A 12,584-nucleotide genomic window follows, 5' to 3' on the forward strand; every position below is an offset into this window, starting at 1 on the left:
TAAACTTTTTAAAGTGTGCACAAACTCTTTTGCAAAATGCTCACATTGTAAAAGAGGTTTTTACAGAAATGAATATACACAGGAAATGGAAAGGGCATTAACAAACTAAAAAGGATGCATATAGCATCCTTTTTAACATTTAGCAAACTTCAAATAATCATAGATCGAACCTTAGGCCCAAGGAGATATTGTGTTGTTCTATATCAGCATCCTTAAATATTGGGTTTAAATCATACTTTGCATAAAGTAATACTCCTTCAAAACCAATATAACCACTTAATCCATATACAAAATTAGTAGTGTTATATCCTCTTTTTAATTTGTCCTTTACATTTTCTCCTGCTCTGTCGTACTTTAATTTTTGACGAGTTCCTAAATTGAATCCTCCATAACCTCCAATGCCCAATCTAAATTGATTATGCAAAGAATAACGAAAATTGTTATCGTTCACCCTTTTTTTAGAAGGGCCAAACTCCAAGTGCATAGGAAAAACTAAATTATCCATGCGTAGTTTAGACTTTCTTAAATCATACTCAAAATCTTCTAAAACTGTCTGCCCATCATTTATTGTAAAATACTGGTTGCCTTTAGGTTTTAACCCATTATATTGAAAAGAAAAACCATAGTTAAATCTCATAAAGTTAGTATTTTCAAATACCCTAGTTCTCCATTGCCATCCAATTTCAAAAAAACGACTTCCTCCCACTTTATAGGGTGAATCCTCCAAAGATTGCCCATCTATTATGGCATTATTTAATCCAACTGCCAGTACCAAGTCGGAATAAGTCCTACGGTCATATTTAATTTTTCTTCTCTTCCAATTATTGGAATTTTTTGAACTAAAAGAAAAAGCTGGTTTTCCATTAAAACTTACACCAAACCTAATATTGTCCCCATTAATAGTATCCGCTTCTATAAGAATTAAAGTCTTACCATTGTTTCTTTCTAAAAGAGCAATTTCGTTTTCTATAATTGCAATTCTATCTTCAATATTTAACGCTCGCTTTTGGGCGGCAGCTTCTTTTAGAGTTTTTGCCTCTTCTTGGGTAATATCGTTATTATTCAATCTTCTATTTATATCTTCAACCTCAATTTTTAAGGCCTCTTTTTCCTGAAATGTAATTTTATTCTTCCTCTCTTCCAGTATTTCCACTTTCTCCTTATACGGAAAATCTTGAGCACTTAATTTTTGAGCGAATAATGAAAATAACAATACAACTAAAACGAAAATATTTAACGTTCTCATACTAATTTTGATTTAGAGCTCCCTCCCATCCTCTCTTTTACTTAGGCTACGCTCAGCATAAAGAGAGGAAAGTTTGGAAACTATTTGGTTAATGATTGATGAATAAACTAATTGTTGCGGTCTGCAACGGCTGTTCTAACTTTTAGAAATCCACTTTTTAAAGAATCAAAAATCTGATCTCTAAAAGAATTATCTAGCTCATCCTCTACTTCATTAAGTAAAGCCATGGCATCAACTTTTTGGTTTTCCATAAATATTTTATTGGTAAGTATTTCTGTTTGCGCTTTTCTCAGCAAAGAATCTACTTCCATATCAGTTAACAAATTATTGTCTTTCTCCATTAAATTTACTTGAGCTACAACTTCAGCGATTTTAGAATCTATTATTTTCTCCGTATTAGATAATGGATTTTCCTTAATGTTTTGGGCTTGACTTTTATTATTAGTCGCAACCATTTCTTTCTTAATATTTATCTCTTTACGCTTTCCCGTTGTTTCTTTCTCTAACAGCTTGTTCTCCTCTACTGCTACATATACTTCTTCATTTAGAATCGGGACTACTATTTCAGATTTTTTTTCTTCTACTTTGTTTTCTATTGGTTCATCAACAATTTCTACACCATTACCAGATATTGCATCTCCTGAATTGAAAAACACTGTTGAAATTATAAGTATACCTATAAAACTGGCAGCCACCGCATACCAAGCAAAACTGTTCTTCTTTTTAGAGTTAGGAGTTTCTAGCCTATTGGAAATCTGCTCCCAAGCTTTTTCTGATGGGGAAATTTTTCGTTCCCCAAGCTTTTTCTTTATTTCGTCTTCAAATTTAATGGGTGCCATAACCTAAAAATTTTTGTTCTTTTAATTTTTCTTGCAACATTTTTCTTGCTTTATATAATTGGGATTTGGATGTGCCCTCAGATATTTTCAACATCTCTGCAATCTCAACATGCTTATACCCTTCCACTGCATACATAACAAAAACCATTTTATATCCTTCGGGTAGGTCATCTATCAATTTTTGAATATGCTCCACATCCATCCCAGAAGAAATGGACACATTTTCATGCGCTTCATTTTCATACAGTTCATTGTCAAAAACCACAAACTGTTTTTTTCGTAAAAAAGAAATAGATTCTCTAATCATGATGCGTCTAATCCATCCTTCAAAACTACCCTCGTATTTAAAATTTTCTAAGTACTTAAAGACCTTAACAAAGCCATTGACCATAACATCTTCTGCAAACTGAGCATCCTTTATATATTGCCTACATACACTCAGCATTTTAGGTGCAAATCTTTCATAAATCAACTGCTGTGCTTCTCTATTATTTGAGATTGCCCTGCTAATTAATTTTCTCTCGTTATTATAAAATGAAATTATTTTCAAAACCTTACATATTGTCTTCTATAAAGATAGACGTATTGAGTTTGAAAAGCGTTGCTTGAAGTATAGAATATATTTTTATATTGTTTTTAATGACTTAATTATCAATATGTTAATTAAATTATTTTTTTCTATCAACCACATAGTTCACCATGAGTTTTAGTGAACTTTTGTAGTCAGATTCTGGGTAAGTATCCAAAAGTGAAAGTGCTTCTTCTTTAAAATTGAGCATTTTTTCAACGGCATACTCCAAACCACCATGCTCTTTCACAAAATTTATAACTTCTTTGACTCTTTTTTTATCTTTATTATGATTTTTTACCGAATTAATAAGCCACTTTTTCTTTTCTTTGGAACAATGATTCAGCACATAAATAAGGGGTAAAGTCATTTTTTGCTCTTTAATATCAATCCCTGTAGGCTTGCCTATTCTATCCTCTCCATAATCAAACAAATCATCCTTTATTTGAAATGCCATTCCTATAAGTTCTCCAAATTTTCTAAAAGCCTCAACATCCTTAGACCCTGGTTTTACAGAACAAGCACCAATACTACAACATGCTGCAATGAGTGTAGCTGTTTTTTGCCTAATGATTTCATAATATACATCCTCAGTTATATCTAGCCTCCGAGCTTTTTCAATCTGTAAGAGCTCTCCCTCGCTAATCTCTCGCATAGCAACGGATATTATTTTTAGCAAATCAAAATCATCATTGTCTACAGACAATAACATTCCTCTTGCCAATAAAAAATCACCCACTAAAACAGCTATTTTATTTTTCCAAAGTGCATTTACCGAAAAGAACCCGCGGCGTTTATTACTTTCATCTACCACATCATCATGTACTAGAGAAGCTGTATGAATTAGTTCTATGACCGAAGCACCACGATAAGTACGTTCATTTACTTCGCCATTATTTAATAACTTGGCGGTTAGAAACACAAACATAGGTCGCATTTGCTTCCCTTTTCTATTTACGATGTAGTAGGTGATTCTGTTCAATAAAGCTACCTGAGAAGACATTGATTTATGGAACTTTTTTTCAAAAAGTTCCATTTCACTCCTAATTGGTTCCTTTATTTGCGATACTATTTTCACTGGCTATTTCTTTCCAAAAAGAAAAGTAAAGGTTTGGTTGAATAAAAGTAGTTAAATTAACAAGTTTTGAGACAACTTTTAGTTAAGGTTGCTATAAAATCCTACAAAAACAAAGTTTACAATTAATTACTATGATTTATTGGCCAATTGCCCACAGGCAGCATCTATATCTTTGCCTCTAGAACGGCGCACCGTAACGGTAATACCATTATCTTCCAAGGTATTTACATACATCTCTATAGCTTTGTTGGAGGCTTGTTGAAATGCCCCATCATCAATGGGGTTGTATTCAATTAAATTTACTTTGGAAGGTGCAAATCGGCAAAAATCCACTAACGCATCCACATCTTTCTTAGTATCGTTGATACCCTCCCAAACCACATATTCATAAGTAATCCTATTTTTGGTTGCCTGATACCAATATTGAAGGGATTCTCTTAATTCCTTTAAAGTGAAATTGGCATTAAAAGGCATTATAGAAGTTCTAATTTCATCAATAGCCGAATGAAGTGATACCGCCAATTTAAACTTCACCTTTTCATCTGCCATTTTCCTGATCATTTTGGGCACACCAGATGTTGAAACAGTAATCCTTTTGGAAGACATACCCAAACCTTCTGGTGAGGTAATCTTATCTATAGCTTTAAGGACGTTGTTATAATTCATTAAAGGTTCTCCCATACCCATAAAAACAATATTGCTCAGGGGTATGTTATGGTATAGTTTACTCTGGTTATCAATGGCAACTACTTGATCATAAATTTCATCTGGATTAAGGTTGCGCATTCGTTTTAAACGTGCTGTTGCACAAAATTTACAATCCAAACTACACCCAACCTGGCTAGAAACACAAGCTGTAGTTCTTTTACTTGTTGGTATTAAAACGGATTCTACAATTAAACCATCATGTAGACGTACTGCATTTTTTATAGTACCATCTTTGCTACGCTGCATTTGGTCCACCTTAATGTGGTTAATTACAAAATTAGTGTCGAGAAGTTCCCTAGTTTCTTTGGATATATTGGTCATACCATCAAACGAATGAACAGATTTTTGCCACAACCATTCATATACTTGGTTCCCCCTAAAAGCTTTGTCACCTTGTTCTAAAAAAAAAGCTCGCAATTGCTCTTTGGTCAATGACCTTATATCTTTTTTATTATTCGTCTTCACTTGGTTAAAGATAGGAAATCAAAAAAATCCCGCTTTAAAAACGGGATTTTAATATTTAATTTGAGATTCCCACTGCGGTAGGAACAACATCTAATAATATTATAATATCAACATGGCATCCCCGTAGGAATAAAACTTATATTGTTCCAAAATGGCTTCTTTATATGCTTTTTTCATTAAATCATGACCCATAAAAGCTGAGACCATCATCATTAGTGTTGATTTTGGCAAATGAAAATTTGTCACCATACAATTGGCAATACTAAAATCATGTGGAGGGAAAATAAATTTATTGGTCCATCCATCAAAAGTATTTAAAGTATGTTGTGAAGAAACAGCACTTTCCAAACCTCTCATAGCTGTTGTTCCTACTGCACAAACCCTTCTTTTATTTGTTTTGGCAGCATTCACAATTTCCGTGGCTTTTTCATCAATAATTAATTCTTCACTATCCATTTTATGCTTGGACAAATCCTCTACCTCAACAGGGTTAAAAGTACCTAAACCAACATGTAATGTAAGTTCTGCAAAATCCACACCCTTAATTTCCAAACGTTTTAATAAATGCTTGGAGAAATGTAAGCCAGCAGTTGGGGCAGCAACAGCACCTTCATGCTTAGCATAAATGGTTTGGTATCTTTTCTCATCTTCTGCCTCGACATCTCTTTTAATATACTTAGGAAGAGGTGTTTCTCCCAACTCCCTTAATTTTCTTCTAAAATCTGTATAGGAACCATCATATAAGAAGCGAAGTGTTCGCCCTCTAGATGTTGTATTGTCAATTACTTCAGCCACTAGAGTCTCATCATCTCCAAAATATAGTTTATTGCCAATACGAATTTTACGAGCTGGATCTACCAAAACATCCCAAAGACGTTGTTCTTCATTTAATTCTCTTAACAAAAAAACCTCTATTCTAGCTCCAGTTTTTTCCTTGTTACCATACAATCTTGCAGGAAATACCTTAGTATTATTGAGCACCATCACATCTCCTTCATCAAAATAATTAATCAAATCCTTGAACATTTTATGCTCAATTTTACCAGTCTCCCTATGAACAACCATTAACTTGGATTCATCTCTATGCTCAGCAGGATATTCGGCTAGTAAGTTGTCTGGAAGTTCAAAACTAAAATGTGATAATTTCATTTGTTTAAGTTTATATTTTTCAAAGTCAATTATAATTTGTCCTTAAATACATTGATATACACTCAAGAATTTACGCAGTACATTACAATTAAACTTTGTGTTATAAGTTTAGCGGTGGCAAATATACAATCCTGACATAGGGGATGTCAAGTAAAACCGTATTTAAATAAAATTAAAGTTCTTTTACACCAATTTGAAGTTGCTCCATATCGTTCCAAAAATCTGGATATGACTTGGAAACCACTTCAGCATCATTGATTATTATTGCCGTTTTCAATGCCAATGGAGCAAAAGCCATAGCCATTCTGTGGTCATTATATGTGTCAATTGCAACTTTGCTTTTTATTTCATTGGATGGTTCCAATAACAAAGTTTTATCTGTTACAGAAATAGTAGCTCCCAATTTGGAAAGTTCAGCATTTAAAGCTTCCAACCTGTCCGTTTCTTTTATTTTTAGGGTATGCAAGCCAGATAAGTGACACCCTAAACCTAATCCAAAACAAGTAACAGCAATGGTCTGAGCAATGTCTGGAGCATTAGATAAGTCATAATCTATGGTTGGTTCTGCATTTAATGTCTTGCTTAAAACTAGTTGATTTTCCAAAAAAGTAGTCTCCACACCAAAATCCCTGTATAATTCTGTTAAAACACTATCTCCTTGCAGCGAATCACTTTTATAGGATTTAAGAGATATCTTTGTTCCAACTTCACTAAGAGCTACAATACTATAAAAATAGCTAGCAGAACTCCAATCAGATTCCACCACCATTGTTTTGTCTAATACACTTATTTCTGGAGACACTTTAATTGTATTGCCTTCGAAAAAAGTTGTTACCCCAACTTGATTGAGTAAGCCCAAAGTCATTTTAATATAAGGTACAGATGTAATCTTACCAACCAAGTCCAACTCTAGCCCATTTTCCAAGCTCGGCGCTATCAATAACAAGGCAGATATATATTGACTACTGATGTTTGCTGGAAGACTTACTTTGCTTTTTGTTAGTTTCTTACCCTTTATTTTTAATGGAGGATACCCATCATTAATTTCATAAGCAATATTCGCACCCAATTCTTTAAGTGCATCTACCAAAACCTTGATAGGTCTTTCTTTCATTCTTTTTGATCCGGTAAGTACTACTTCTTTTCCTTCTTGTGATGCAAAAAAAGCTGTAAGAAAACGCATGGCTGTACCAGCATGGTGAATATCTACTTCACCCAATGATATTCCCAATCCATTTTTCATTACTCTGCCGTCATCAGAATTTGAAAGGTTTTCTATCTTGATATTAGGAAACAATGCCTGTAAAAGAAGTAATCTGTTAGATTCGCTCTTTGAACCTGTTACTTTAATATTCGCTTGTATTAGGTTGTTCGGTGGAGTAGAAAGAAGTAACTTCAATAGTACGTGTTTATTGCATTAAAATTGGAGCACAAATATACTATTGTTATTTGAGTTTTTTATTGTTTTGGTGTCTATCGTGGTCCCGCTTGGTCTTTACATCCAATTTTTTATCGAAAGCTTCTTGCAAATCTACTCCCGTTTGGTTTGCCAAACACAATACCACAAAAAGAACATCAGCTAGTTCTTCACCCAAATCTTTATTTTTATCTGACTCTTTTTCACTTTGTTCCCCATATCGGCGTGCAATAATACGCGCTACTTCTCCAACCTCTTCGGTTAGCTGTGCCATATTTGTCAACTCATTAAAATAGCGAACCCCGTGCTTCTTAATCCATTCATCAACTACTTTCTGTGCGTTTTGTATGTTCATCTATAATTTATATTTAAAAAAATGTTGACAATAAGCTTATATTTTATTTAATATTATTTTAGAATTATCATACTTTGACACTTCCCTCCAAAAATTTCGGTAGTCATTATATTCTGTATTAATATAATCTCCTTTTTTGATTAATAACTTTCTTTTAAAAATTATTTCATTCTCATTAGAAATATAAGATACTTCATATTCTCCAAATTTGTTCTTTATTGAAATATTTTGAGGCAAGGCAACAATTTTATATTCATCTGGTTTTTGAATAACATATTCGTCTTCATCTAAATATCCACGCTGTACTTCAAAAGGCAGTTTTCGATTTCTATATCTATTGGGAACATATTGATTGTTGTTAAACATATTTGCAGATAGTAATAGTTTTCCATCCATTTCCATAGCATATTCAGCCGCGCTTATTTCCACATATTCCTTAAATCTAACATTATTCTTATCATTTTCAAATTGATAATTTTCAATCGCCAGATTGTTTATGTTCTTCCAGTAATTTTTATAATATTTTTCCAATACAAGTTCTGCTTCGTCCTTTAAATAAAAATGATTGTCATATTGTGTGCCCTTTGTTAGAACTTCCACATCTCCTACAATACTTCCATTTTTATTTAATAATACTTTGGCCGAGGTTTTTTGATAATTATCCTCATTTAGATAAGTTTCGGTAGTGACAATTTCACCACCATCTGGCTTAATTACCAATACTTTTCTACCATCTGTAAAATCTCCCACAAACCCAAAAGGGTGTATTTGTGATGTACAGTCTATCCAGTAATATTTTTCATTGTATGGTATCGCCAGTATTACATGATTGCCTTGACCAATAGATGCAAAATCGCTTTCGAAATCAATTTTATCCCTACCAGCTTCAACATGTGTATAGTAGGAAGCAACCCCTACTGCATTTAATAAAGCTTTTGTGTAATTGGACAATCCTTTACAATCTCCATATTTTAGTCTATCAACTTCTATAGCGCTTATTGGTTGTAGCCCTCCAATACCAATTTGAACACTAATATATCTAGTATTTTGTTGCACATATTCATATATAATTTTTGCTTTTTCCAAATCGTCCGTAACATTACTCACCAATGATTTTGCTTTAGCTATTGTAGCTGGCATTAGTTCTCCTCTATCTTTTAAAAGATTAGTATACATCCACGTTCCTACATCGTCCCACTCTTTTATTGTGCCCATGTAACCACCGTAGTAAAAATTTTTAGCACCTACCATTAATCTAGGGGAAATCTTGCCAAAGGAAGGGCTTAGACTTTCTTCTTTAAGCCCAGATAAATCACTCGCCTTATATGTAATACTTTGCTTGTCCTCTAACTTTACTATATTATATCCTTTAAGATTCTTTTCTTTGATATTTGGTTTTAATTCTGGGGATGAAAAGCTTAATTTATAACTACTATTTTCAGTACTTACCATAAACCCGTCCAAAAAATTCCATGATGGAATATTGCCCGTATTGTCAGTGACTACCTCATATGAAAATGAAATAGTATAGGGGTATTGAATTGGTATATATCCCAAGTACAATACTCTAGAATCCGAATACAAAGTCCCTCCATCAACGGCACTTACATCAATAAAATCTTTTTGCTTTTTCTTATTGATTACACTTCCAAAAGAGTCATATATAATGGCTTGAGCATTCTTTACCTTAAGGCTTTTACTATATCCTATATATGCTTGCACATGCTCATTCCCAGATTCATTCAAAACGGTTATTATCCTTCTGTGCTTAACTTTCATTTGCCTAACAGAAAGCAATTCTACGTGCATCTCATTATACCTAACAACTGCATTAGCATTTTCCGTTAACTCTTTAGAAATTGACCCAAAAGAATAGTCTATGTTTTGTGAAACTGAAAAGTTAAAAAATAGAGTGAGGATAAAAAAGAAAAGTAATCGCATTTAGTCTGCTTTATTTAGGTTTTTAAAACGTAAAAAATATACACTTCTTATTAAAATGCTATAATTTACTCCTTATTTTTTGTGTCAATTACAATAGTGACTGGGCCATCATTCAACAATTCCACTTTCATATCAGCGCCAAAAATACCAGTTCCCACTCTCTTGCCTAAATCAATTTCAATTTGAGTGATAAATTTTTCATATAATGGAATAGCAATTTCTGGTTTTGATGCCCTAATATATGATGGCCTGTTTCCCTTTTTGGTCATAGCATGCAAAGTGAATTGACTTACCACTATGGCGTCACCATCTACATCTTTTAATGAATTGTTCATCACTTCTTTTTCATCATTGAAAATTCTTAGATTACAAATTTTATTGGAAAGCCAAACAATATCTTCATTAGCATCGGCATCCTCAATTCCCAATAATACCAATAATCCTTTCCCAATTTTTGAAACAACATTGCCATCCACAGTAACACTGGCTTTTGATACTCTTTGTATAACAGCTTTCATTTATTTTTCTGCGTAAATATCCACTCTATAATTATCATCTTCGTCTGTCACCATTGTCACATAGCTTTTGTATCTGCTCCAAGCTACCTCATCTATTTCCAATGCTTCCTTTACAGCACACTTGGGTTCATCTAAATGCATGCAATTATTAAACTTGCAATTTTTCTTAAGCTCAAAAAACTCTGGAAAATAGTCACCAATTTCACTTTTCTCCATATCCACAATTCCAAACCCTTTAATTCCAGGGGTATCTATAATTTGCGCACCCATATCTAAATCATACATTTCGGCAAATGTTGTAGTATGCTGCCCTTGTAAATGTTGCGAAGAAATTTCAGTTGTTTTTATATTCAAACCTTTTTCAATAGCATTCACTAAGGTAGATTTACCAGCTCCAGAATGACCAGAAAACATACTGGTTTTACCAAGCATCAATTCCTTCACCTTATCAACATTTTTTCCTGTTTTTGCAGAAATTCCAATACAAGTATATCCTATTTTCCTATATAGAGCTGCCAAGTATTTTATTTCTGTTAGTTCCTCTTCATTATAGGTGTCTACTTTATTAAAGAGCAAAATGGCTGGAATTTGGTAAGCCTCTGCCGTTACCAAAAAACGATCTATAAAACTGGTAAACGTAGTTGGGTTGTTAAGGGTGATTAATAAAAAGACCTGGTCTAGGTTCGTTGCAATGATATGGGTCTGTTTAGAAAGATTAACAGATTTCCTAATAATATAATTTTTTCTGTCTTCAATTTCGGTAATTACACCTACTGTATCGTCTCCAATTTTTTCCACATCAAAAAAAACTCGGTCTCCGACAGCAATGGGATTTGTACTCTTTATTCCCTTAATTCTAAACTTTCCCTTTATTCGACATTCATAAAAAATACCTTCGACCGTTTTAACGGTATACCAGCTTCCAGTAGATTTATAAACTATGCCTTTCATTAAATTTTAACATTTATACAAAGAAACAACAATCATTTTATTCTATCCTATATCTTTGTTAACTGTATAATTTAATAATATTAAAAATAACTTAATTATGAAAAAAATCATATTAGTTGCTTGCTTTGCTTTAGCCTCTACAATTGATGTTAGTGCCCAACAATTTAAAGTAGTCACCAGTGTGGAGTCTATTGTTCCAAATGGATTGGGTAGATCAAGAATTGTAAATGCATTAGAAGAAAAAGATTATAAAGAGTTTACCTCTGTACAGACAGAAGATGACAATACCAGAAACAAATCTGATAGAGGTGAAATTCGAGTAAAAAACTTTGAGGAAACCAAATTGTTAAATTTTTATAACATTGGTGGAATTCGTTTTCAAAACATTGCGGCTAACGATGCTCTAATAACTTCTATGATTAATACTATGGTAGCAGATGGTTGGGAATTAGCCTTTGTAAATAGTGCTGTTGAGAGCGAAGGTGGCAAAGGTGATGGAAAGGGTATATTTATTACAAGATATATTTTTAAGAAATAAACTTAACATTGAAGAACAAAAAACCCGACTTAAAGCCGGGTTTTTTGTTTCTAGTCTTTTATATAAATCCTGCCGCCGGCCAATGTGCTTTTATTTACAATTTTAGGATCGCCATATACATATACATCTCCACCTGCTCTTACATTGATATCTATTTGGTCCTCTGCATAAACTTCTGCTTCTCCTGCCGCTGTAATTTTTACATTAGAAAGTTCAGTAATGAGTTCACGGCCCTCATAAACACCACCTGTGTTTAATACCACTTGCTGTTCTGATGCTATACCTGATGCCTGAACAATGCCTCCAGTTACAGCTCTAATTTCGGCATAGTCCACATCCAAACCAGCAACAATTTTAGCGCCTTCTTGAGTGCGTAATTCTATTACATCTTGTTTTACGGTTTCGTTGAAAACAATTTTAGCTCCCTCATTGCCATCAATTACATTCAATTTTTTATAATAAACCTCAACAAAAGTATGTTCCCCTTGGAATTTTTTATTCAACTGCATTCTTACTTTAAGCACCCCATTTTTATTGACCACAACAATATCATCCACATTCCAACCTTTAATAAGGACTTTGTTTTCATCAGATTTGATAAGGTTGACCTCTATAAGATCAAATACCTTTATTTCGTTAAAATTCCCAACATCTTTATCCATTGTTCTTTGAGAAAAAGCAGTTAGAGAAAAAAGACATAAACAAGCGGTAATTAATTTTTTCATGATTTGTTCTTTTGATTTCTTTAAAAGACTATTTAAAACAACAACTGTTACAGTATACAGAAAATTATGCAAAAAAATCCCGGTGC

General features: G+C 33.1%; 13 protein-coding genes. 1 reads left to right on the forward strand and 12 read right to left on the reverse strand.

All coding sequences use genetic code 11. The features are described 5' to 3' along the window. Positions 1–157: 157 nt before the first annotated feature. The 11 genes from AC000W_RS05400 to rsgA form a co-directional block, all read right to left on the reverse strand. Positions 158–1,246, reverse strand: coding sequence for a hypothetical protein (locus tag AC000W_RS05400; protein WP_474746669.1), 1,089 nt, complete (start codon positions 1,244–1,246; stop codon positions 158–160). Between the two features lie 107 nt (positions 1,247–1,353). Then, on the reverse strand, positions 1,354–2,085 hold the full coding sequence (locus tag AC000W_RS05405) for a hypothetical protein (RefSeq protein ID WP_474746670.1): 732 nt from the start codon (positions 2,083–2,085) through the stop codon (positions 1,354–1,356). Continuing rightward, complete coding sequence (locus AC000W_RS05410) at positions 2,072–2,635, reverse strand: RNA polymerase sigma factor (RefSeq protein WP_474746672.1); 564 nt, start codon at positions 2,633–2,635, stop codon at positions 2,072–2,074. The genes AC000W_RS05405 and AC000W_RS05410 overlap by 14 nt, the downstream gene beginning before the upstream one ends. Before the next feature lie 118 nt (positions 2,636–2,753). Further along, positions 2,754–3,731, reverse strand: coding sequence for a polyprenyl synthetase family protein (locus tag AC000W_RS05415; RefSeq protein WP_474746674.1), 978 nt, complete (start codon positions 3,729–3,731; stop codon positions 2,754–2,756). A 129-nt stretch (positions 3,732–3,860) separates the two neighbouring features. Continuing rightward, complete coding sequence (gene rlmN / locus AC000W_RS05420; protein WP_474746675.1) at positions 3,861–4,904, reverse strand: dual-specificity RNA methyltransferase RlmN; 1,044 nt, start codon at positions 4,902–4,904, stop codon at positions 3,861–3,863. 99 nt (positions 4,905–5,003) lie between these two features. Next, a complete protein-coding gene (gene queA / locus AC000W_RS05425) occupies positions 5,004–6,053 on the reverse strand; it encodes a tRNA preQ1(34) S-adenosylmethionine ribosyltransferase-isomerase QueA (protein ID WP_474746676.1) in 1,050 nt (349 codons plus the stop codon). 172 nt (positions 6,054–6,225) lie between these two features. Further along, positions 6,226–7,452, reverse strand: a complete 1,227-nt coding sequence (locus AC000W_RS05430; protein ID WP_474746678.1) for a 3-phosphoshikimate 1-carboxyvinyltransferase — start codon at positions 7,450–7,452, stop codon at positions 6,226–6,228. Positions 7,453–7,498: 46 nt separating this feature from the next. Next, positions 7,499–7,825, reverse strand: a complete 327-nt coding sequence (locus AC000W_RS05435; RefSeq protein WP_474746679.1) for a nucleotide pyrophosphohydrolase — start codon at positions 7,823–7,825, stop codon at positions 7,499–7,501. Positions 7,826–7,861: 36 nt separating this feature from the next. Continuing rightward, entirely contained in the window at positions 7,862–9,766 is a 1,905-nt protein-coding gene (locus AC000W_RS05440; RefSeq protein WP_474746681.1) for a DUF3857 domain-containing protein, read from the reverse strand. Between the two features lie 65 nt (positions 9,767–9,831). Then, positions 9,832–10,284: a D-aminoacyl-tRNA deacylase gene (gene dtd / locus AC000W_RS05445; RefSeq protein WP_474746682.1), complete on the reverse strand. Its 453-nt coding sequence runs from the start codon at positions 10,282–10,284 to the stop codon at positions 9,832–9,834. Further along, positions 10,285–11,235, reverse strand: a complete 951-nt coding sequence (gene rsgA, locus AC000W_RS05450; protein WP_474746684.1) for a ribosome small subunit-dependent GTPase A — start codon at positions 11,233–11,235, stop codon at positions 10,285–10,287. 97 nt (positions 11,236–11,332) lie between these two features. On the opposite strand from rsgA, the gene AC000W_RS05455 reads away from it, so the two are divergent. Further along, positions 11,333–11,773, forward strand: coding sequence for a hypothetical protein (locus AC000W_RS05455; protein WP_474746685.1), 441 nt, complete (start codon positions 11,333–11,335; stop codon positions 11,771–11,773). Positions 11,774–11,823: 50 nt separating this feature from the next. On the opposite strand, the gene AC000W_RS05460 is transcribed toward AC000W_RS05455, so the two are convergent. Beyond that, positions 11,824–12,498 (reverse strand): head GIN domain-containing protein, encoded by a 675-nt coding sequence (locus AC000W_RS05460; RefSeq protein WP_474746686.1) that lies wholly within the window; start codon positions 12,496–12,498, stop codon positions 11,824–11,826. Positions 12,499–12,584 lie beyond the last annotated feature (86 nt).

Source organism: Saonia sp. (assembly GCF_056326165.1).

Excerpts from the sequence above, each read along its gene's own strand:
- AC000W_RS05460 (WP_474746686.1), bottom strand. The coding sequence starts at position 12,498 with ATGAAAAAATTAATTACCGCTTGTTTATGTCTTTTTTCTCTAACTGCT.
- AC000W_RS05435 (WP_474746679.1), bottom strand. The coding sequence starts at position 7,825 with ATGAACATACAAAACGCACAGAAAGTAGTTGATGAATGGATTAAGAAG.
- AC000W_RS05440 (WP_474746681.1), bottom strand. The coding sequence starts at position 9,766 with ATGCGATTACTTTTCTTTTTTATCCTCACTCTATTTTTTAACTTTTCA.
- queA (WP_474746676.1), bottom strand. The coding sequence starts at position 6,053 with ATGAAATTATCACATTTTAGTTTTGAACTTCCAGACAACTTACTAGCC.
- rsgA (WP_474746684.1), bottom strand. The coding sequence starts at position 11,235 with ATGAAAGGCATAGTTTATAAATCTACTGGAAGCTGGTATACCGTTAAA.
- dtd (WP_474746682.1), bottom strand. The coding sequence starts at position 10,284 with ATGAAAGCTGTTATACAAAGAGTATCAAAAGCCAGTGTTACTGTGGAT.
- AC000W_RS05455 (WP_474746685.1), top strand. The coding sequence starts at position 11,333 with ATGAAAAAAATCATATTAGTTGCTTGCTTTGCTTTAGCCTCTACAATT.
- AC000W_RS05400 (WP_474746669.1), bottom strand. The coding sequence starts at position 1,246 with ATGAGAACGTTAAATATTTTCGTTTTAGTTGTATTGTTATTTTCATTA.
- AC000W_RS05405 (WP_474746670.1), bottom strand. The coding sequence starts at position 2,085 with ATGGCACCCATTAAATTTGAAGACGAAATAAAGAAAAAGCTTGGGGAA.